This window comes from Mesobacillus maritimus (assembly GCF_023715205.1).
Lineage (GTDB): Bacteria > Bacillota > Bacilli > Bacillales > Cytobacillaceae > Mesobacillus_B > Mesobacillus_B maritimus_C.
The window spans coordinates 1-22,123 of the sequence record NZ_JAMBNR010000027.1; the positions used below are offsets into that span (position 1 = coordinate 1).

Below are 22,123 nucleotides of genomic sequence, written 5' to 3' on the forward strand. Positions count from 1 at the left end.
TTAATGAAAAGGAATAAAAAAAGAAAAGGAAAAAGGCAATTTTCCGCTTGAAAAACAGGTGGAAAATTGCCTTTTTGTATTCATTTGAATTTGCAGAATAAAAAACGTAAGTTTTTCAGTGCCCTCACTAGATGTCAGGTGGTTTTCACTCTCATTCCTCTTCATTTTCATTCTGTTTTTGAATAACTCTTAAATCAGTTATCCTTGATTCATCTTCCTCAAAATATTGAACTAAATCACCAATGCGATCAATGGCATCCCAACTTAAATGATGTTCAATGCCTTCAACGTCATCGTAAATATTTTCATCCTTAACACCAATTATTTTCAGTAATTGTTCAAGCAATTCATGTCGATAGACCAACCGCTTCCCAGTTTTTTGACCTTTCGATGTCAATACAAAGCCGCGGTATTTTTCATATACTAGATATTGATCTTTATCGAGTTTTTGAACCATTTTGGTAACTGAGGAGGGATGGACGGACAATGCTTCAGCTATATCTGAAACTCTTGCATATCCTTTTTCTTCTATTAAAATATAAATCTGTTCAATATAATCTTCCATACTAGGTGTCGGCATCCCTTAACCTCCATATTCATACATGACAATATAAATTTTACTATAAAAGTCCTTATTAGACAAGGGATCCTAGACTTTACTAGTGGTCCCAAAATCAAACTTAACCTTTTGTTCAGCTTCAACCCATATTAACTTTGCATTAAACAACTTCTCTTTTCCCTGAAAACCCTCGATCATATCTGTTTGTCCTTCTTGTAGGAGTTGCTTCACTAACTTCTGGGTAATACTCTTCCCTAAAATTTTTTTAGAGATGCTGAAGTTACATTTCGTTTTTTGGTAATTTGAACATCCAAATAGGTTTCCCTTATCAACCACATTACCATCACAAAGTTTACATTTACCAAGATTGGTACTGCGAGGACGTTTCCCATTTCTTTTACCTGGGACAAACTCCTCTTTCATATCGGTCGAGAAGCTCCAACTTGCAGCATCTACAGTTGTTTGCTTGACAAGGTGAGCAACCATTTTTTCCGTTTGATCAATGAACTGTTTTGGAGATGCAGCTCCTTCTCCAATTTCTTTTAAACGCTGTTCCCATTTGGCTGTCATCTCAGGCGAAGCAAGAATTTGTTCGCCTAACGCTTGAATGAGAATTTTTGCCTTGACAGTGGCATAAACGACATTTTTCGTTACCTTAATATATCCTCTATCTTTTAACATCGTGATGATCCCTGCACGAGTTGCCTCTGTTCCAAGTCCCTCTGTCTTCATAAGAACTTTTTCAAGTTCTTTATCTTCAATATGTTTCCCAGCAGTTTTCATTAAAGTGATTAATTGTCCTTCAGTATAGCGCTTAGGTGGTTGCGTTTTACTTTCTTTCACTTCTGCTTTAACTACGTCTCCTGTATCACCTTTATTGACTTTCGGAAGTACGGGTTCTTTTTCTTTCTCTTTTGTTGGAAGAACTTTGCGCCAGCCTTCCTCTAATTGTACTTTCCCTTTAGAAATAAATTCTGCTCGTCCATCTACAAGAGTACGGATTGTTGTATACTCTGCAATTGAAACAGGATAATGAGCAGCGATTAACGTCCTTGCAATTAAGTCATAGAGTTTTTTTTCATCACCTGACAAACGGTTAACATCAGGAACTTGTTCGGTAGGAATAATCGCATAATGGTCCGTAACTTTTTTTTCATTCACATATCTGCTATTGTTTTTAATCGATTCAATCGGTAATGGGAAATAACCATTATAATCGGTCTGACCTTGTAATTTTTGTAGAATCGCCGAAAATCCTTCCGCTTCCCCTGGAGTAACGTACCTTGAATCGGACCGTGGATAAGAGATAATTCCTCTCTGATATAGTCCTTGCAATACATCTAATGTCTTTTTAGGCGGAAATTTAAAACGTTTATTCGCTTCAGCTTGAATCGCTGAGAGATTATAAAATAGTGGTGGAAGGAAATCCTTTTTTTCTGCCTTGACTTCTACCGCTTCAGCTGGTTTCCCTTCACAGAAAGCAGCGATTTTTTCAGCCATTTCCTTTGTTTTTATTCTAGATTCCCCTTCTTTTTCCCATTTGCCACTATATTTTTTACCTGATAAGTTAAATTTTGCATTAACCTCCCAAAAAGGCTCAGAAACAAAGTTTTCAATTTCACGTTCTCGTTTAACAATGAGAGCAAGGGTCGGCGTTTGTACTCGTCCAAGCGAGAACACATCAGAAAACCCTTGTTGCTGAAGCAAAAGAGTGTATAATCTCGAAGCATTCATACCGACAACCCAGTCCGCGCATGATCTAGTATAAGCTTCATAATATAAATTTTTCGTATCCGATTCATTTAAAAGCTTTTGAAAGCCTTCTTTAATTGCTTTCGGGGTTAACGAACTAATCCACAATCGCTTCATCGGTTTTGAACACCCGGCAAGCCGTAGAATGTTCCGAATGATCAATTCGCCTTCCCTCCCTGCGTCCCCAGCATGGATAACCTCTGTTATGTTGGGATCCGAAGTCAGCCGTTGGATAATTTGAAATTGCTTGGCTTTGGACGCTACAACTTCATACTGAAATTGTTGTGGAATGATCGGTAAAGTGGTAAGTGACCACTTTTTCCAAGAGGGATCATATTGTTCGGGGGCAGCTAATTCTGTCAAATGGCCAATTGCCCATGTGACATAGGCTCCGTTAGGAAAGATATCTGTTGGAAGTATTTCAATGAATCCATCACGTTTTTTCATTTTAAAAACGGAGGCAAGCGTTCTGCCCTGATCAGGCTTTTCCGCAATAATTAATTTCATGGTTCCTCCTAAAACAATCTTTATGATAGTAGTCTCCCTACTATTTTAGCCCTTTATCTCTCTTAACGTAAAGATACATTTAAAAGAAGCAGCTTTTACCAAAGCTGCTTCAAAGATTTAGTTTAGATTATTAGGAGAGTTGAACCAGTGTTCTTCCGGAATAATTGTTAGGACCGTCAAGATAAACGACGGGATTTTCTCAACCATGAATACGATAACCCCTAATTGCTCATCAAATAAAAGAAAAGAATCACCATGTGAAAAACCTGTAATATTTTCCCCAACTGTGTTCATATGCTCTATGATTCTATTTTTTTCTTCATCCCCTATTTCAAATTGTTGAGAAAATCGTAAAATCCATTGGTTTCCCTCCATTGAAAAACGAAACATTTCCTCCCCCTTAAACTATTATAAGGATGATTTCTAAAAACATTTTAAGCTGAATTAACGTTTAACAAGCAATATAACATTGAAGTATTCATAGTTACAGGCTGTTTATAACGAGGTGAGATTCACTTCTATCTCTTCTTATAAATAAGTCTAAAGTGCTCTTGTTCGAGAGTTTAAATTAAGTTCGCTAGCACCTTACTCGTAAATGCAGCTTTCTTTGTGTAACTTGCCTCACTCAGTCGTATTTTCCGTTCAATAACAGCAATGTTTGAGAGAATAGCCTTAAAAAAAGATATGAAAACTTCCACCTAATTATGCTCCAATTTTCAGTAACCAATTTCTAAAATTAAATGAACTTTATGATAAATATTGCTTTGCTACCTTGACTGGTAAGCGCTTTATCATGTATATTAAAAGCATCATTTATCAGAATATATTATTATATTTAAGTCAACCTTATATGTCCTGTTAAATGAAAAAATTTTTACTTGGACACAGCATTTTTTGTGTCGCGAAAAGGCTTAGGAGGAAAAGGTAACATGCAAAACGGTAAAGTAAAATGGTTCAACAATGAAAAAGGTTTCGGTTTCATCGAAGTAGAAGGTGGAGACGACGTATTCGTACACTTCACTGCAATCCAAGGTGAAGGCTACAAGTCTCTTGAAGAAGGCCAAGAAGTTTCTTTTGAGATCGTTGAAGGAAACCGCGGACCTCAAGCAGCAAACGTTGTTAAATTATAATAGATTTTAATAATGCGCTTAAAAGTTCAAGGCTGGCAAACTGCCAGCCTTTTTTACTTTGAATGAAAAAACGCTACGAACTCCACGCTACGAACTCCATTCCTTATTTTTGGGATAACAACTTTTCCCCACATACCTTAATTTGTTCACCAACAGTACAATTATTGATGCAAAATTGGTGTGCGTAGCGCTTTCCATAATCTTTTTTTAATTGTTTTTTTAAAAAACACTCATTGCAATAAGTATTCATAAGGCTTTCCACTTCCTCAAGTACTTGCTTCCGTAACAATCCCTTATTCCCACCTTTCTATGAAAGAATCTGCATTTTACTATGAATGGATTTCCCCTGAAGTGCTTGCGTTGCTAACCGATCCGCTTCCTTATTTTGTTTACGGTCAATCGGGCTATATTTAGGATGGATGCCTAGTTTCTCCATTTTTTCTTCAATCCGATCAAGCCATCGATTTAGATTTTCTTCGTAACAAGGCCATTCTCCTTCTAGTTGCTTGAGCACCACTTGCGAATCTCCTTTAAATTCACACGATAAATGGTGAACATCTAGTTCCTCTAATAGAGACAACGCATAATAAAGGGCCGCATATTCTGCTTCGTTATTCGTTTCCATCTCGTCAACTATCTCATTCGCACGTAATCGATATTTCTTTTTGCCTTGATGATAGTATACAATAGCCCCTAACCCCGCGCGATTAGAGTATTTGTCGAAACCGCCATCAAAATAAACAGTTATATTATGTGGTTCTTCTTCAATTTCTGCCAACAATTTTCTCATTTCTTTCAAGTTCCATGAAGTCCCTACTTCATCAATAAATGATATTTCGATTGCTTTTCCACTTTTATCAAGGTTTTCACCAACGCTTAAGGCATGTTCACCTTCTAGCCAGTCCGAAGTGAAGAGGACAGGATTGACTCCCTTTGTTTTATATTTCCATTCTAATTTATATTTCATTTTTTTCGCCTCTCGTTTCAGAAATAGATGGTTTCTTTTATAATAGTTATTATTAGCGTTCTCAACTAGCATTTTATGATACACTGAATTATAACATTTTATGAATAGAGGTAATGATTGTTGATTGAAGTTTATATTGATGGGGCAAGCGCTGGAAACCCCGGTCCAAGTGGTGCAGGGATTTTTATTAAAGCAAATGGAGAAGTACATACTTATTCTATTCCCTTAGGTGTTATGTCTAATCATGAAGCGGAATATTATGCTTTTATAAAGGCTTTAGAAATTTGCCTTGAACTGCAGTTTAAAACGGTCTCTTTCCGAACCGATTCAGAGCTTGTCAACCGAGCGGTAGAAAAAGAATTTGTTCGGAATCAAACTTATAAACCTTTATTAGAAAGAGCCTTAACTTTAAGTAGTAAATTCGATTTATTTTTTATGAAATGGATTCCTTCTTCGATGAATAAGATGGCAGATGAACTAGCACGAAAAGCGATTCGAAAAAACCCACCTGAAGGAGGGAAAGCATGAAATCGTCAATCTCTGCAGATATCTCATTATTGTTTGTTGCACTGATTTGGGGTGCAACCTTTGTTGTCGTGCAAAATGCTATCTCATTTCTAGATCCATTAACTTTTAATGCTGTCAGGTTTACCCTTGCTACTGGATTACTAGGTGTCTGGTTAATTCTATTTGAGCGTAGGCAATTACGAAGGATTAGTCCCAAACTCCTATTGGCTGGATTTTTTCTAGGCTTTTGGTTATTTATCGGATATGGATTCCAAACTTTAGGGCTGGTTTATACAACTTCTTCAAAAGCAGCTTTTATAACTGGATTAAGTGTTATTATGGTTCCATTATTTACGATACTTTTATTGCGCAAACGATTAACGGTTAATGCCTATATTGGGGTTGCTGCCGCAACAGTTGGGCTGTATTTATTGACCATGACTGATGTTGCTAGCCTGAATATTGGTGATGCCCTGGTTTTCGTTTGTGCAATTGGGTTTGCATTACAAATACTTTTAACAGGGAAATATACAAATCTATACCCAACTTTATTATTGACGGTTGTACAAATTGCAACGGTCGCCATATTATCAGCAATCTCGGCATTTCTTTTTGAAGATTATCAGCAAGCTTTTAACCCGACGATTTTATTTAGATCTGATGTTATTATGGCGCTCATTATCACGGCCTTATTTGCAACGGCGTTTGCTTATCTCATTCAAACAAATTTCCAAAAACATACAACAGCAACACGAGTAGCTTTAATCTTTGCAATGGAGCCTGTATTTGCAGCGATAACAGGTTTTTTATGGGCAGGCGATCGGCTATCGTATAGTGCCTTAACTGGTTGTCTCCTTATTTTTGTAGGGATGATTTTGGCTGAACTACCTTCAAAAATTCCATTAAAAAAACGAGCGGAGTCAAAGGTTATATGACCTCTGACTCCATTTTATAATAACAGTATTTGTTTTTCTTTCACATACCGAAACGCTTGATTCCGATTTCTTACTCCGTTCGCTAAAAATGTTTCAAGGAGCGAAATATAGAAACTCCCATCAAATTCTTTCTGTATTTTTAAAGTTAATTCAATTGCTACTTTTATTAACTCATCCGATGCTTCTGTATACTGTTTCCCAAAATAAATAAACCCTATTGCATCGTCCCCAAAATGAAAACCCTTGCTTTTTAAGATAAGCAAGTATTCCTCTAATGTATTCATTGTGGCCAACCCTCTCTGGTCAATCTCCCCTTACCATTGAAGATTTTACCAGATAATTCGACAAATTTCTATTATTTTTTTGATAATTGATAGCCAAGAACACCTAGAAAGATTCCCACTGCGGCACCAGCAAGAACTTCTGCAGGTTTATGCCCAAGAACTTCTTTCAAAGGTTCAGGAGCTTTTTCCTCATATTCTACTGTATCATGTTCATGAATTTTATCGATTAATTCATCTAGGTCATTTACTTTTAAAGTTAGCTCTCCAGTCTGTCTTCTTATTCCTTGCGCATCATACATGACAATCATACCAAAAACGACTGAGAGCGCAAAATCGATAGTAGGGACACCACGCTTCAATGCAACATAAGTGCTTAATGAGGAAACACCTGCTGAATGAGAGCTTGGCATTCCTCCAGTTGCAAAAAATAAATCAGGTTTCCATTCTTTATGTTTGAAATAGTGAATCGGAATTTTTAAAGCTTGAGCTATCCCTATACTTGATAATGCAATTGCAACGCCATTGTTCAAATCACTCACCTCTATATCTTAATTTGAAAAAAAGCGGCTGTTTTTATTCTTTCGAAGCATAATAAGAATGAAATTATGCTGAAACCTGTAAAGAATTGTAGGGTTCAGCAATTCACTTATCAAAGGGAAGGAGTGTCGAGAAATGACCAAAAAATCTGGAAGAGGAAAAAAGGCACCGGGAGTGAATCCTCAAGGGTACGGTCAAGACGCAGAACTAACTGAGGATCCAAAAACAAAACTGGAAAATGCGGCAAAAAGAAGCAACACAAAATAAAAAAAACTCAGTCAGCGGGAATCTCAACTTCCCACTGACTGAGTTCGTAACCCACATCAAAGCGTTCATCAGCCGCCTATCATATTTTAAGCAAGTTCTTTTATACTCGGAATAAATTTATGCAATCCTTTAAATTCTATTTCCTCAAATTTATTGAAGACTTTTTCACGGTTAATTTGAAAAGTTGCCTCTCCTAAGTCACAGCTAACGTCTACATCACATTTGATAGCTGCTAACTTTCGGCTTAGATGTAGCATCTCTAAATCCTGCTCAATTTTTGCCCGTTGTCCTTTAGTTAGAGCGCCAAGATTGTCTAGAATTCCTTCCACATCATTGTATTGCTGTAATAATTTGATTGCTGTTTTTTCTCCAATTCCTCGAACACCAGGATAATTATCACTAGGATCGCCCATCAAAGCTTTGAGGTCAATCATCTGCTCAGGCCATATTCCCTTTTCCGTGTATAAAGAATCGCGATTATGAACTTGGTAGTTTCCAAATCCCTTTTGTAATAGGATAACGGATGTTCTGTCATCAATAAGTTGCAGAATATCTTTGTCTCCGGTAAGGATTGAAACAGGTAATTCGTCAGCTACATTTTTGGCGATTGTACCAATACAATCGTCTGCTTCATACCCTGGCACTCCAATGTTTGGGATGTCAAAAGCTTCTACTACTTCCTTTACGAGATCGAACTGAGGAATCAATTCAACCGGTGCCTCACCACGATTCGCTTTATAATCTGGAAACATCTCTGTCCTAAATGTTTTACTCCCCATATCCCAACAAACAGCAACGTGACTCGGGTTAAACTTGGATACTGCTGTCATCATATGTTTCACAAAACCTTGGACTCCATTGGTAGGTACCCCTTTTGAATTAATCATAAACTGACCTGAAACAGCCGTTGCATAAAATGCCCGAAATAATAATGCCATACCATCCACTAACAATAAATTAGATTTATGATTCAATTTAGTTTTCCTCCTTATTTTCAATCAAGATATACTTGAGATTAAGGCGACATTCCAAAATATAACCTATCCATTATAACATGAGAACAACCAAAACCCCCAAAAGATTACTGGAAATAAGAAAAGCGGAAGCGGCTTGCTCAGCTCCGACAGGCATAAGACAAACCTGAAAAGAAGGCGTTCTTTGCCTTCAATTCAGGGGTGGCTTATGACCCGAGGAGTTAGCCGCTGGAGCTAGACAATTGAAAAGCGGAAGCGGCTTGCTCAGTCCCGAAAAGCGCTGGAGGGCTGGCATGGCAGATGAAGTCGCACTTTGACTTCAACTGCCAGACCGAAGCGTCTCGAGGGCCTAGCCGCTGGAGCTAGACAATTAGAAAAGCGGAAGCGGCTTACTCAGCTCCGATAAGCATAAAACAACGCTAGTGGGGTTCAATAGATCCCAGTTAAATCAAAAAAACTGTAGGCAAGCTCGTGTTATTCGAGTTTGTCTACAGTCAAAAAATTTTCTAGTAGCCTTATCCCCTATTTCTGTTGTTTTTCCATCAGATTTTTCACTATAGGTTTTGGTTCCCAACAATTGAACTTATAAGTTGTTTTTGTCTCATATCCTAAACGATTACAATAATACTTCATTCCGGTTTTTTCACGGTTAGCGCGAAAATGAATACATGTAGCACAGGCATGAAAACGGTCTTCCATACTCTCCACCCCGTTAATGGATCAATTCCCATAGCCATTTATTTAAATCTTCCGTAAGGTTCATCCCTCGATTAAGATTCTCAACCTCTCTAGAGCATTCATCAATTAGTTGATCAATGACGAAAATTATTTGTTCCTTTTGTTCTAAAGAAAATAATTCCCCTTGTTGTTTCGCTAAAATTAGTTTTGAGTAATAGCGTGATCCCAAATTCTGCGGTGCATTATCAACATCCAACTGAAGTAATTTTCTAGAAATTTCACCATAATTGGCTAACTGCTTCACAATTAACAACGAGCGCAGGCAATAGAGCAGTTTTTTCTGTTCTGAATCAGTAAAGCGATCATTGGATAATGTTTGCCTATTTCGTTTTGAGAGGCTCAAATAATGCTTTCCAAGCGCATAAGAGGAATACCCTTTCTCTACAAGGTTTTGCATTCTCGTCCTGAAACCCGCTTTCTCAATATATATAACCGGAGTATAACACCATTCAAATACATTTGGATTAGACTTGCGCATTAACCGAAACGTCTTTTTAATATCCCACCCTTGGGTATCAAACGGCTGTTTAACTGTAATGACCTCAAGCGGCTCATCCAAAGAGAGATATTTGCTTGGATTTTTATGTTTATAAATAAACCGGATATCATGATCAGATTCTACAGAAGAGTATCCCCACGCCCTACTTCCTGCTTCACATGCAAATAAGATTTCAACATCATACTGTACTTCAATTCTAGCTAACCAATCCTTCATTCCTACACATCCTTAAGCCAACTGTTTAATCTTATTATAAGTAGCTTGAAGGTCTTCTACAGGAAAATCTGTTGTAAGGGTAGATGTTACCCCCATATAATATTCCTCTGTCTGTTCAATATAATCTGCTATTAACAGATTAAAAAGTTCTCTTAAGGAAGTTGTATAATGTTCTTTTAAAATACGATTTTGGACTGCTAAATATTCATCGGCCGGCTCTTGCAAAAGTCCTTCTAATTCTTCGCTCATTACACGCTTTTCATCTTTTTCAAAGAAAGATTTAGGATTTTTAAATAACCCGAGTGCTTTTTTAAATCTCTTACGATCTAAATCTCTGAATGCTCCTTCAAAATCGATCTCTTGAAACCTTTTTAGTTCCCAATTCGATAATGTTAAATCTGTAGAGTGTTTGTATAACTCTTCCCTTAAATGCTCTTGGAACTCATTTAAGAGTTTTGTTATAAATGATTCTACTCTTAAAGTGGTTGCACGCATTTCTTGAAGAAAGTCATATCCGACACTCTCGATTAATTCATCAAGCGCTGAATACAAAGCTTGTTTTAAGTCCCGACCGTCATCTTTAAGAACTGAAGGATTGAACGATTCCCGGAAAAATTCACTAAACCTCAAGAAGACTCTTTGTTTGATATAATAAACCAATTCGTCTGCTTCTTGGTGCAATTGAGTTTGCAAAAATTCCGCATTTTTTCCTTGTATATGTTGAATCACTGCCTGTTTTTCTAGTTGTAACGCTGCAAGTTTATTGGCTTTCTCCTCGCGACCTTCTTGAGCTGTTTGTAGTAATTTGTCAAGAATATGAACCGACTGTTGCCATTTTGCTTCTGCAGAATCCATTGCCATTGTCATTAAATCTTGCGAAATAAACGAATAGAAAGAGCCTTCAAAGTCGGCAAATCTGGATGTACCTACGGTGCCTGTTACTTTTTCTTTCAAAGCCTGAAGACTTGAAACAGGATGTAAATGTGGGTTTCGAATTCCATATTGGACAAGCTGACTTTCTACATAAGTAAGTACATCGTCCATTTCTTCTTCAGAATTAGCTAAATCAATGGCATTTACAATAAAGAACATTTTATCTAGTTCAAATGTATCTTTAACCCTCCCAAGTTGGATTAAAAATTCTCTGTCAGCCCGGGAAAAAGCATGATTATAATAGGTCACGAATAGAATAGCGTCTGAATTCTTTATATAATCAAACGCCACTCCTGTATGTCTAGCATTGATCGAGTCTGCCCCTGGTGTATCAACAAGACTAATTCCCTTACGCGTCAATTCACAATCGTAGTAAACTTCAATCCATTCGACAAAACATGATTTCTCCTCATCTGCTACATAATCACGGAAAGATTCTAAATCGGTAGTAAATACACTTCCCAATCGGTGTTCAAATAAAGAAAAACCACTAGAAAATGCACGTAGAAATGAGTGATGAAGTCTCTCGTTTGCCCCAATACTTGCTTCGCTTCCAGATATCCTGCTAATCTTCTCGAGTGCATCGCTATAATTTGTGGCCTCAAGATGAAACAGCTTCAACGACCGATTTATTTCCTGTAGTAATTGTTCATTCTGTTTTACTTTTACCAAGACAGTTCCATGCGGATGGTCCTGGTCCACTGGTTTAATTTTATTGATTGCTGCCGTTGTTGGGTTTGGGGAAACAGGCAGTATGTTTTCACCAATTAATGCATTCGCAAAGGATGACTTTCCCGCGCTAAATGCACCAAATAAGGCCACTGTAAATTGCTGATGTTCTAAGCGCTTTGCTTTCTCGACTAACTCCTTTGAGATTCTCTTCAGCCCTGGTAAGTCCTCAATCCTTTTAGCAGTTGTCTTAAGTTTCTGGACAACTTGTTTTACATGGTCTTGATTACTTTTAGATTTCTCTTTATCAAGAGGCTTTTGTTGTACGATTTTTTCTTTTGGTTTACTAACGTCAATAGTCTCCGTTATAGGTCGGTCCTCTGTAACATGGACGACCTCTTCATCGATTTTTTGAACAAACAAGGACTCTGCTTCGTCCAACTGTGGAGCTTGCTCCAATTCCCCGTAAAGGCCATCATAGATTGCCTTTTTCCTTGTACCTAACTGCTCCTTGATATTCGTTAACTTCTCGTAAGCCTTTACATAGCCTCGAAGCTGCTCTTCTTTCTGCAGTGTTTTGTCCATATCCGCTCTCGACAACTCATTACCACGAAGGATGTATGTCTCTTTAAAACCACTTAACTGTGAACGTGCTTTTCTTTTAAGCATTTCAGCCACATCATTTGTATAATTAAGGACATAGTCTCCTGAAACAACCGCCCCAACTTTAATCGTTTGTTGAAGATCTCGTGTTGAAAAATTCACTTGAAAAGATTGGGCCATTGATTGTAAAGAATGATCCCCTAGTCCAAGCTGTTTTAAACTCTTTAGGAGAAACTCTTTTATATGCCAATCAAGCTGCGCCTGGACCTGTTGTTGAAGATCTTGATAGAAGAGTTCAAGACGTCTTGCGCGTTCATCCTCCGTTTTTTGCTTGGCAAAAAATAAGCCGACTTTAAAATCAGGCTGCATCGACTTAAGATACGATTCAGCTAATTCACGCGTTTTAAACGGCATCAAAAAAGCACTATTTAGTATTGAGTCCAATTCTGTAGTGAAGTCTGTTTCCAATTTAACTTCATAACTCTCCAACTCTTGAATCCTATTTTTCACTTGCTCATGTTGATTTAACAACTGCTCCCACTCAGATTCTGGAATTCCATGTAATTGTTCTTCTAAATCAGCAATAACCCCTTCTGCCTGCTGTTTTAAATCATTTACATGATCTTCAGCTACTTTGACAAGCGAATGAAATACAGACTCTGGTAAGACTCGTTCTCTATCGTGGATTCGGTCTTGAAGCACTTGTAAAAGTTGTGAAAACTGATTATGTTTTATCTCGGGTTTCTTCAATGATGTATAAAAGATTCCTTTTGGTTGAACTCCCCAAGCAGCAAAAGAATCCGAGACACTTTTCTTGAAATCTTCAAACTCAAGTTCTTCCTCACGATGTTTGTCGATCATATTAACGACGAGATAAAGCTCTTTGCCAGCTTCCAGTAATTCCTTCGTAAATAAAAAGTTTAGTTCTGATTGAACGTGATTATAATCCATTACATATAAAACCAAATCAGCTAAATGAAGAGCTGACTCAGTAGCAATGCGATGAGCGTCATCAGCAGAATCGATCCCAGGGGTATCCATAATGACTACATCGTTGAAAATCCCCGTCCCTTTATGACTGATTTCAAGTGAATCAATTTGGTCTCCATCTTTACAATAATTTTTTACTTTTTCGTAATCATACGGTGCAGGATAAAGCCTTGGCTTTCCTTCTTTGAAGAAGACGCGTGCATACTCTTCACCAGACTTAACCTTAACAAGATTGGCGCTTGTCGGAATTGGACTTGAAGGAAGGATATCTTTTCCAACCAAAGAATTGATCATACTTGATTTCCCTGCAGAAAAATGTCCGCAGAAAGCAATCGCAAATTCTTTTTCCATTGTTTTTCTACCAAGTTCTCGCGCTTTCGCTGATGCATCACCATCTTTATGCTCCGAGAACATTCCATGGAGCTTCATGATTTTCCCAATAAGTTGCATATCTTTTTGAGCGACTAATTGACCCATAACTTAAACCCCTTGTGACGAATTTGTGAACAACTTCATTTTAAATGATTTTTCTCTTTATTCCCACAATTATTGTAAAAACAATCAATTTTACCAATAAAATAAAGGTTGTTCGTAAAGATTGTTGTTAAAATCCTAAAGCTGATTTTAAGTGAAATAAGTTTTTCAACGTTAACCTTGTCTACAAGCTCTTTTCTCCTCTTCTAAACTTACCTTGGAATAAAATCATAGCTAAACATTTTTTTCACTCTAAGACGCAAAAAAGCTATAAAAAAGAACCAAAATAAAAAACCCGGATTTGTCCGAGTTTTCAAAATAAGTATTTAAGTATTAATGCGGTTTCACAACATGATCTAAGACATATTTCATAACTCCTGCGTACAATGCAACAGTACCAACAACAAAAAAAGAAGCCATGTTCTTCCACCATCCTTGAAAAGGAATATTAATTGAGAATAATTTTCAACCTCAACACTAGTTTATCATCCCTCTTCCCCATCTTCAATTATTCCAAGTAAATTGTCACATTTATTTTAAAAATTCCTCTTTTAAGACGTGCGTCCTTTATTCGCTTTTAAATGTGGCAAAAATCGTCGGTTGTTTTCAAACACCATTTCATACCCTGTCCATTCTTTCAGTGCCTTTTCCTCTAATGGGATCCGAATGTAAAGGATGACGAAATTACATAGAGTAAATAATATTGCTGTAAAGTACGCTTGAAATAAAACTGGAATTAAAATTAACTCTAGTGTGACAATTAAATAATTCGGGTGTCTAATAAATCGGTATGGCCCTTTTTTTATTATATTTGCGCCAGGAAGAACAATAATTTTCGTATTCCAAAATGGTCCAAGTGATTTGAGAGCCCAAACTCTGATAAGTTGGGTGACAATAAAACCGGTAAGGACCATCCCCCATAGGGGACTTAACTCAAGATTAAAATAACCAACTTCAAAAATTACGCTTACAAGAAATCCAATATGAATCAGGACCATTGCAGGATAATGTTTTGAACCGTACTCTATCGCTCCATTTTCTTTCATCCATTTTTCATTTTTCCTCGCAATCATCAATTCAGCCAATCTTTGACAAATAACGAAACTGATAAATAACAAAAACACCATTTTCATTCCCACCTCATTAATAACAGTTCCGAGCTAAACCCTGGTCCGAGTGCTGCCGCTAAACCAGTATCTGTTTTATTTGCTTTTAACAAAAATCTCTTTAGCACGTAGAGAATCGTTGCAGAGGACATATTTCCATGCTCCTTTAACACTTGCAACGAAACGTCCGTCATTCCTTCCGAAAGGTTAAGAGCTTTTTCGTATGCCTCTAATACTTTTTTTCCACCAGGATGCGCAATAAAATGTGTGATATGCCTTATATTCATGTGCTGTTCTTCTAAGAACTCACACACGTTTTGCTCTAACCAGTTTTCAATAATAGCGGGGATACTTTTGGAAAAAATAACATGTAGCCCTTCATTTTTCATTTCCCAACCCATTACATCAAGGGAATCCTTCATCAATGTGGACTTAGTTGCAAGTATTTTCGGTACCGTAGATTGTTTTGAGTAATGCATATTAGTTTCATCTCCACAAACGAGCGCACATGCTACACCATCCGCAAACAGTGAAGTTCCGACTAGATTACTTTTGGATCGATCATTTCGTTGGAAGGTTAAACTACATAATTCAATGGATAACACCAATACTTTCGATTTAGGGAAAGCGAGGCAATATTCAAACGCACGCGACAAACCTGCTGCCCCTCCAGCACAACCTAAGCCCCATATAGGTATACGCTTTGTATTCGGTGAAAAGGGAAGGATATTCATTATTCGAGCTTCAAGACTTGGAGTTGAAATACCAGAACTTGAGATGGTAAATATCGCATCAATCTCATCGTATGGGACAGACTCTCTTAAAAACGTTTCATTCTTAAGGCAGTCCTCAATCGCTTCTGCTCCTAAGCTCACTGCCGATTTAATATAAGCGTCATTTTTCTCTTTGAGAGCATGATCTTTCTTGAACCACTCTAAATCTTTCGCAAAGTGACGTTTCTCTATTTGTCCATTTAAGAAAACTGGAAGCAATCGTTTTATATCTTTAAAGGATTCTGAGAATAATTCCTCAGCAAACTCCATTACCTGATTTTGGTTAATTATAAAAGGGGGATTCACTTCTGAGATAGATAAAATCGATGGCATTCAAAACTCTCCTCACTTCACTTTAGGTTACTTTTTCCAATTCGTCGGAGAGTATGCATGTTGATTATTTAGATATAAAAAAAGCTTTCCCTTGAATGGGAAAGCCTAACGTTTTGAAGGAGTTGTTGTGCTCTTTTATTATAACGAAGTATCACGATTATGAAAGTAGAAAATCTTTTCCATTTATGTATAAAACCAAAACTTTTCCACTTCGGTGTTGTCTTCAAAGTGCTTCTACGATTAAAATTCGCTTAAAAGTTTACCTTATATCCTTACAAACTATCTTCCACTTAGAATCCGTGTATCGTCATTCCACCATCAACAAATAAGGTTTGACCACTTACATAACTCCCAGCATCAGAACTTAAAAACACAGCTGGTCCAACCAATTCTGGAAGCTCTCCGATCCGTTTTAAAGGCGTAACAGCAAGGATGTCGTTTACGTATTCTTCATCAGCTAGTAATTTTTCTGTTAGTGGGGTCTTAAAATACCAAGGACCAATCGAGTTTACGTTAATTCCATATTTGCCCCATTCGAGCGCAAGTACCTTTGTCATTTGAATTAATGCTGCTTTTGTAGCCGCATAAACAACTCCGGTTCTTAATGCAACATGCCCTGCAACGGAAGAAATGTTAATAATCCGTCCACCATGATGTTGGTCTTTCATCACTTTACCGACTTCCTGGGAGACCATAAAACTAGATTTTAAGTTTGTATCCATAATTGTCTGCCACTCTTCATCAGTGACATCTAAAGCTTGCGAACGAATATTCATTCCAGCGTTATTTATTAGTACATCGATCTTTCCCCACTCAAGATAAACATTCTGTACTGCTGTGTTAACTTGCTCCCTTTTTGTTATATCAACAGGCAGCACCAATGCTCTCCTCCCTAGTTTTTGGACCGCATGCGCGGTTGTTTCTAAATCTTCTTTCGTGCGCGCTAACAAGGCCACATCTGCTCCTGCCTCTGCTAGACCAATGGCAAGAGCTCGTCCAATTCCTCTACCTGCACCCGTTACGATTCCTACCTTTCCATCCAAGCGAAATGATGGTAAAAACATTTCAATCACCAACCTTTTTTATATTTTTGACTCTTTTCGCAAACTTTGTTGCTTTTGAACAAAAAACACAGCTAGGTTATACAAATAATAGCTCATTTATGAGAAAAGAGTTTGCAAACTTAATTTAATCCTATGAAATGGGTACTTCACTTTAAAACCGACTTTAGGATATTAACAGATATTTGTACAAAAACAGATATCTTTTACTATAGTTTACCATCTTCGGTAAACTCCAAATAGAAAAAGCACCGATATGATATCGGCGCCCAATTCTAGCTTTCATTAGACTGTTGTTGTACTTCTATCCAGATCTCTTTCAACTCTAATGAGCCGCAACCTGTACAAGCACAAACCTCACTATACAAAAGACGGCAACGATCACAATAATATTTTTTCACGCATTCACACCCCTGGCAGAATATTTATTATTAGTTTATTAATTCTGCCAGAAAAGGTCCGTTCATTTGAAAAATTATGATGCATTTTGTTGCTGAGGTAATACTGGTGATACCTTACTCTTCTTTTTAGGAATGACATTAAATAAAATATTGAGTGCTATAGCTGTTATACTTCCGGCAACAATTCCATTACTCGTTAAAATTTGTAAACTTGAAGGAAACTCAGCAAATAGACCTGGAACGGTTGTTACACCCATTCCCATCCCAACAGAACAAGCAATAATCAGTAAGTTCTCTTGCTTTGAAAAATCAACTTTACCTAGCATCTTAATTCCATAAGCCATAACCATTCCAAACATGGCAATCATCGCTCCACCCAACACTGCCGATGGAATAACTGTTGTCAACGCACCAATTTTAGGCATTAGTCCCAATACAACAAGCATTCCAGCGGCCGTAAAGATGACATTCCTACTCTTAATACCAGAAAGTTGGATTAGCCCCACATTTTGTGAATAGGTTGTGTATGGAAATGAATTAAACAAACCTCCAAGAATAATCGCAATGCCTTCAGCCCGGTATCCCCTTGACATGTCTTTACCAGTTAACTTTTCTTTGTAAATGTCAGATAGTGCAAAATAAACCCCTGTTGCCTCAACCAACCCAACTAATGAGACTAGAATCATTGTGATGATTGGCGTTACCTCAAAAGTTGGCATTCCAAAATAAAATGGTGCAGGCATGTGAAACCATGAAGCTTCTGCTACAGAAGAAAAATCAATTTTCCCCATAAATGCTGCGACGATTGTGCCAGCCACTAGCCCTATAAGGATGGCAATTGAACGAACAAATCCATCAAAGAATCGGTATAAAAAGATTATGAAACCCAATGTACCAAACGCAAGTGCAATATTGGACATCGCCCCAAAATCCGCACTTCCTTCGCCACCAGCCATATTGTTCATAGCAGCCGGAATGAGTGTAATTCCAATGATTGTAACAACTGAACCGGTAACCACCGGGGGAAAGAAACGAATTAATTTTCCAAAGACACCTGCTATTAAAAGTACGAACAAACCAGACACAAGGATGGCCCCATAAATTGCCGATACTCCATATTCAGTACCGATGGATATCATTGGTCCTACAGCAGTAAACGTACAACCTAACACGACAGGAAGGCCAATTCCAAAGTATTTGTTTTTCCAAACTTGTAGGAAAGTTGCAATCCCACACATGAGAATATCAATTGAAACCAAATAAGTAAGTTGCTCACTAGTAAGCCCAATGGCACCACCAACAATTAAAGGCACAACTACTGCCCCAGCATACATTGCTAAAACATGTTGAATTCCAAGGGAAGCAATTTTTATCGGATTGTTTTTCATTCGTTAATTACCTCCCTAGTATCGTCTAAAAAATCAACTGTCTTATTTTTTAACGACTTAATCCGTGCCAATGACTCTACTTTAAAGCCTTTATCGCGAAGTTTTTCTCCCCCGTCTTGAAATGCTTTCTCAATTACAATCCCAATTCCTGATACTGTTGCTCCAGCCTGCTGAACAAGGTCAATCAACCCCAGAGCTGCTTGGCCATTCGCGAGAAAATCATCAAGTATTAATACGTGGTCTTGTTCACTAATAAATGTACTTGAAATAGCAATTTGATTGTTTACTTGCTTAGTAAACGAATATACTTGAGCAGTTAATAACCCATCTGTTAAAGTTAAAGACTTTTGTTTTCTCGCAAAAACAACAGGTACGTTCATATATAATCCTGTCATTACAGCAGGAGCTATTCCTGAAGATTCGATCGTTAGAATTTTTGTAACAGGCTGCTCTGCAAATCTCGATGCGAACTCTTTTCCAATTGCATCCATTAACACCGGGTCAATTTGATGATTTAAAAAAGCATCTACCTTTAAAATGTCATCCTTTAATACTTTTCCTTCTGTTAGAATCTTACTTTTTAATAGCTCCATAGTTTCCCCCTCAAATGATGAAAAAAATAAAAATGCCTGGGAATCATTGCTTCACATCATAAAATGAGTGAAGCAATGATTCCCAGGCATCTGAAATTAAGGGAACTAGAGAACCCTATTTAGAGCGCTCTTCATTGCTCACTCATAGTCAGACTATTTACGGTAGTCTGGTAGAAACTTGCAGGCCATATTCCTGCGATTATATGAGTGAAACGATTAATTTTAAAAATATTATACCATTTTACAGGTGTTTTTCAAGAGAAAATACGAATTATATTCCATTTTATCATCCGAATGTTCGCAAAATTGGATTAATAACTCTCTCATCCTGTTCATGATTGCCATCATATAAAAATTATATCCTTCTAGATTGTTCATTTTTTCACACATTTACGTTCACATTTATTTCACATTTCCTCCCAGTATAGTGTGACAAAAATCACCGTCATTTCAAGTTTTTACTATTACTATAGTGAATAGATGATGAATGAACAATCTGTGAACTGACTGAAACATACTAGAAATATAAAAATTGTTTTGTATGATGAAAGTGTAATCATTCTGCTAATCAATTTAAAATTATCTGAAAGGAGTGAACGTTATGGCTCAACCTGGGCTTGAAAAACGAACTAAAACAAAAGTAGAGGATTCATCTTCTTTAAAAGGAACACTTGCTTCTGTTTTTTTGCTAGGGTTCTTCCTAATTATCACTTGGGTTGGAGTATTTTTATTATTTTTAAACCGTTTTTAATAGAGAGACAAAGGGGAGAAAAAAAACATGCATATTCATAAGTTTGAAAAAATCTGGCTGATCTTTGGGGTCGCCACATTACTTGTCTTTCTTTCAGTAATTGGTGTGAGTGCCTTTTACTTAGGGAACCAACCACCAAGTTGCCTTGCAACCATCAACCCAGAACAAGTCGATACCCAAGCACCTTTCGATAAGCCAGGTTTAAATAAAGTAGAAGGAAAAGAATGGGATTACGAACTTGTTTTCGTAGCTTCTGCCTTTAACTATACTCCTGGTGAAGTAGAAGTCCCACTGGGGGCGAAGGTTAAAGTCCTCGCTACTACAAAAGACGTTGTTCACGGCTTTAATGTCGCAGGGACAAATATTAACATGATGCTTGAGCCAGGTTATATTTCTGAATTCGTTACAACCTTTGATAAACCTGGAGAGTTTTTAATTGTTTGTAACGAATATTGTGGTGCTGGTCACCATTTGATGTCTTCAATGATTAAGGTGGTGGAATAGTACATGAATGCTTTTACTGAAAAAGTGAACAAAATCGACCGACGTGATGCAAAACTAGGAATGGCTCATTTTTATGTCGCATTTATCGGTCTTTTCCTTGGCGGAATGGCAGGGCTATTACAGACGCTAGTTCGCTCTGGACAATTTACACTACCTGCAGGTATCGGGTATTATCAACTACTTACTTTACATGGTGTCGTTTTAGCCCTTGTGATGACAACCTTTTTCATTATGGGGTTTCAATTTATGGCTGTTAGCCGCACTGCAGGAACGTTAACCAATAAGCAACGAAAAACGGCTTGGGTTGGCTTTTGGTTAATGACAATTGGAACGGTCATGGCTGCCGTTATGATTCTATTAAGTGAAGCTTCTGTATTATATACGTTCTATGCACCACTTCAAGCACATGCCCTTTTCTATGTTGGCTTAACACTCGTAATCGTTGGTAGTTGGACCGGCGGTGGTGCAATTATTATGGCTTATGTTGGTTGGAGAAAGAAACATCCAGGACAACCTAGCCCATTGCTTACATTTATGGCGTTAGTTAACACACTTATGTGGATTGTTGCAACAATTGGTGTAGCCTCCACCGTTCTATTTCAATTATTACCTTGGTCACTTGGCCTAGTTGAACGTGTAGATGTAGCGATTAGTAGAACGTTATTCTGGTATTTTGGTCACCCACTCGTATATTTCTGGTTACTTCCAGCGTATATGGCTTGGTATGTCATCGTGCCAAAAATTATTGGTGGCAAGATATTCTCAGATTCACTTGCCCGACTTTCTTTCATCTTATTCTTGCTTTTCTCCATTCCTGTAGGTCTTCACCATCAATTGGTTGAGCCTGGGATTGACCCAGCATGGAAGTTTTTACAGGTAATTCTTACATTTATGGTCATCGTACCTTCACTAATGACAGCTTTTTCACTCTTTGCTACCTTTGAAACCTTTGGACGGTCACAAGGAGCAACCGGGTTGTTTGGTTGGCTCAAGAAGCTCCCTTGGGGAGATGCCCGTTTCCTAATTCCATTTATCGGCATGCTTAGCTTCATTCCTGGTGGTGCAGGTGGAATTATCAATGCTTCAAACCAAATGAACCAAGTAGTCCATAATACCATTTGGGTTACTGGTCACTTCCATCTAACGGTTGCAACAGCGGTTATTTTGACATTCTTTGGTATTAGTTACTGGCTGATCCCACATCTAACCGGAAGAATACTGACGAAAGCAATGAATAAACTTGCGATTCTTCAGGGGATCCTCTGGGCTATTGGAATGACTTTTATGTCAGGTGCTATGCACGCCGCAGGACTTCTAGGTGCACCACGTCGTTCAGCTTTTTCTGAATATGGCGGTGCAGCACAAGCTGCCGAATGGATTCCATATCAGATTGCACAAGCAGTTGGGGGATCAATCCTTTTCATTGCGATCATCCTCGTAATTTATATCTTTATTAATTTAGCATTCTTTGCTCCTAAAGGGGAAGAAGAATTCCCTGTTGGAGAAGCGGCTAACACAGCTGAAAAGGCTCCGATGATTTTAGAAAACTGGAAGCTTTGGCTTGGTATCGTTGTGCTTCTTATTGCCTTTGCTTATACTATTCCGTTTATCGACTTAATCGAAAATGCCCCAATTGGTTCGAAGGGTTATAAATTGTGGTAAAGAATACAAA

22 protein-coding genes and 1 riboswitch are annotated in these 22,123 nt (G+C 37.7%); of the genes, 7 read left to right on the forward strand and 15 right to left on the reverse strand.

Annotated elements, in window-relative coordinates; translation table 11 throughout:
- Positions 1-151: 151 nt before the first annotated feature.
- The 3 genes from mntR to M3182_RS24145 all read right to left on the reverse strand — a co-directional run bounded on the left by mntR (position 152) and on the right by M3182_RS24145 (position 3,208).
- On the reverse strand, positions 152-580 hold the full coding sequence (gene mntR / locus M3182_RS24135) for a transcriptional regulator MntR (protein ID WP_251437485.1): 429 nt from the start codon (positions 578-580) through the stop codon (positions 152-154).
- Between the two features lie 69 nt (positions 581-649).
- Entirely contained in the window at positions 650-2,818 is a 2,169-nt protein-coding gene (locus tag M3182_RS24140) for a DNA topoisomerase III (protein WP_251437487.1), read from the reverse strand.
- 117 nt (positions 2,819-2,935) lie between these two features.
- On the reverse strand, positions 2,936-3,208 hold the full coding sequence (locus M3182_RS24145) for a hypothetical protein (RefSeq protein ID WP_251560400.1): 273 nt from the start codon (positions 3,206-3,208) through the stop codon (positions 2,936-2,938).
- A 539-nt stretch (positions 3,209-3,747) separates the two neighbouring features.
- Here M3182_RS24145 and cspD point away from each other — a divergent pair.
- Positions 3,748-3,948 carry a cold-shock protein CspD gene (gene cspD, locus M3182_RS24150; RefSeq protein ID WP_046524220.1) on the forward strand — a complete coding sequence of 67 codons (201 nt, stop codon included), beginning with the start codon at positions 3,748-3,750 and terminating at the stop codon, positions 3,946-3,948.
- 103 nt (positions 3,949-4,051) lie between these two features.
- On the opposite strand, the gene M3182_RS24155 is transcribed toward cspD, so the two are convergent.
- Entirely contained in the window at positions 4,052-4,237 is a 186-nt protein-coding gene (locus M3182_RS24155) for a zinc-finger domain-containing protein (RefSeq protein ID WP_285869448.1), read from the reverse strand.
- Between the two features lie 18 nt (positions 4,238-4,255).
- Positions 4,256-4,915, reverse strand: coding sequence for a ribonuclease H family protein (locus M3182_RS24160; RefSeq protein WP_251560402.1), 660 nt, complete (start codon positions 4,913-4,915; stop codon positions 4,256-4,258).
- 120 nt (positions 4,916-5,035) lie between these two features.
- Here M3182_RS24160 and M3182_RS24165 point away from each other — a divergent pair, with 120 nt between their 5' ends.
- Both M3182_RS24165 and M3182_RS24170 read left to right on the forward strand, forming a co-directional pair.
- Entirely contained in the window at positions 5,036-5,443 is a 408-nt protein-coding gene (locus M3182_RS24165; protein ID WP_251437491.1) for a reverse transcriptase-like protein, read from the forward strand.
- Positions 5,440-6,357 (forward strand): DMT family transporter, encoded by a 918-nt coding sequence (locus M3182_RS24170; RefSeq protein WP_251437493.1) that lies wholly within the window; start codon positions 5,440-5,442, stop codon positions 6,355-6,357. Before M3182_RS24165 ends, M3182_RS24170 begins: the two co-directional genes overlap by 4 nt.
- Before the next feature lie 14 nt (positions 6,358-6,371).
- Here the strand turns inward: M3182_RS24170 and M3182_RS24175 are convergent, their stop codons facing one another.
- Both M3182_RS24175 and M3182_RS24180 read right to left on the reverse strand, forming a co-directional pair.
- Entirely contained in the window at positions 6,372-6,641 is a 270-nt protein-coding gene (locus tag M3182_RS24175) for a DUF6123 family protein (RefSeq protein WP_251437495.1), read from the reverse strand.
- A gap of 71 nt (positions 6,642-6,712) precedes the next feature.
- On the reverse strand, positions 6,713-7,171 hold the full coding sequence (locus M3182_RS24180) for a divergent PAP2 family protein (protein WP_251437497.1): 459 nt from the start codon (positions 7,169-7,171) through the stop codon (positions 6,713-6,715).
- Between the two features lie 142 nt (positions 7,172-7,313).
- On the opposite strand from M3182_RS24180, the gene sspL reads away from it, so the two are divergent.
- Positions 7,314-7,445: a small, acid-soluble spore protein L gene (gene sspL, locus M3182_RS24185; protein ID WP_251437504.1), complete on the forward strand. Its 132-nt coding sequence runs from the start codon at positions 7,314-7,316 to the stop codon at positions 7,443-7,445.
- Between the two features lie 86 nt (positions 7,446-7,531).
- Here the strand turns inward: sspL and M3182_RS24190 are convergent, their stop codons facing one another.
- From M3182_RS24190 to M3182_RS24225, 8 genes are all read right to left on the reverse strand, one after another.
- Positions 7,532-8,419, reverse strand: a complete 888-nt coding sequence (locus M3182_RS24190) for a 5'-3' exonuclease (RefSeq protein ID WP_285869450.1) — start codon at positions 8,417-8,419, stop codon at positions 7,532-7,534.
- A gap of 712 nt (positions 8,420-9,131) precedes the next feature.
- On the reverse strand, positions 9,132-9,872 hold the full coding sequence (locus M3182_RS24195) for a nucleotidyltransferase domain-containing protein (RefSeq protein ID WP_251437506.1): 741 nt from the start codon (positions 9,870-9,872) through the stop codon (positions 9,132-9,134).
- 12 nt (positions 9,873-9,884) lie between these two features.
- Complete coding sequence (locus tag M3182_RS24200; protein WP_251560404.1) at positions 9,885-13,544, reverse strand: dynamin family protein; 3,660 nt, start codon at positions 13,542-13,544, stop codon at positions 9,885-9,887.
- A 548-nt stretch (positions 13,545-14,092) separates the two neighbouring features.
- On the reverse strand, positions 14,093-14,668 hold the full coding sequence (locus M3182_RS24205) for an isoprenylcysteine carboxyl methyltransferase family protein (protein ID WP_251437510.1): 576 nt from the start codon (positions 14,666-14,668) through the stop codon (positions 14,093-14,095).
- Positions 14,669-14,670: 2 nt separating this feature from the next.
- Positions 14,671-15,753, reverse strand: coding sequence for a type III polyketide synthase (locus M3182_RS24210; protein WP_251437512.1), 1,083 nt, complete (start codon positions 15,751-15,753; stop codon positions 14,671-14,673).
- 290 nt (positions 15,754-16,043) lie between these two features.
- On the reverse strand, positions 16,044-16,817 hold the full coding sequence (locus M3182_RS24215; protein WP_251437513.1) for an SDR family NAD(P)-dependent oxidoreductase: 774 nt from the start codon (positions 16,815-16,817) through the stop codon (positions 16,044-16,046).
- Positions 16,818-17,289: 472 nt separating this feature from the next.
- Positions 17,290-18,603, reverse strand: coding sequence for a nucleobase:cation symporter-2 family protein (locus M3182_RS24220; protein ID WP_251429879.1), 1,314 nt, complete (start codon positions 18,601-18,603; stop codon positions 17,290-17,292).
- Positions 18,600-19,196: a xanthine phosphoribosyltransferase gene (locus M3182_RS24225; RefSeq protein ID WP_251429882.1), complete on the reverse strand. Its 597-nt coding sequence runs from the start codon at positions 19,194-19,196 to the stop codon at positions 18,600-18,602. The genes M3182_RS24220 and M3182_RS24225 overlap by 4 nt, the downstream gene beginning before the upstream one ends.
- A 125-nt stretch (positions 19,197-19,321) precedes the next feature.
- A riboswitch (purine riboswitch) is annotated at positions 19,322-19,423 on the reverse strand.
- Between the two features lie 374 nt (positions 19,424-19,797).
- Here M3182_RS24225 and M3182_RS24230 point away from each other — a divergent pair.
- The 3 genes from M3182_RS24230 to M3182_RS24240 are packed head-to-tail and all read left to right on the forward strand — an operon-like array spanning position 19,798 to position 22,113.
- The gene (locus M3182_RS24230) at positions 19,798-19,947 is read left to right on the forward strand and encodes a cytochrome c oxidase subunit 2A (protein ID WP_251429887.1); all 150 of its coding nucleotides are present in this window, start codon (positions 19,798-19,800) and stop codon (positions 19,945-19,947) included.
- Positions 19,948-19,974: 27 nt separating this feature from the next.
- Positions 19,975-20,451 carry a cytochrome c oxidase subunit II gene (locus M3182_RS24235; RefSeq protein ID WP_251429890.1) on the forward strand — a complete coding sequence of 159 codons (477 nt, stop codon included), beginning with the start codon at positions 19,975-19,977 and terminating at the stop codon, positions 20,449-20,451.
- 3 nt (positions 20,452-20,454) lie between these two features.
- Positions 20,455-22,113 (forward strand): b(o/a)3-type cytochrome-c oxidase subunit 1, encoded by a 1,659-nt coding sequence (locus M3182_RS24240; protein ID WP_251560406.1) that lies wholly within the window; start codon positions 20,455-20,457, stop codon positions 22,111-22,113.
- The last annotated feature ends 10 nt before the right edge of the window (positions 22,114-22,123 follow it).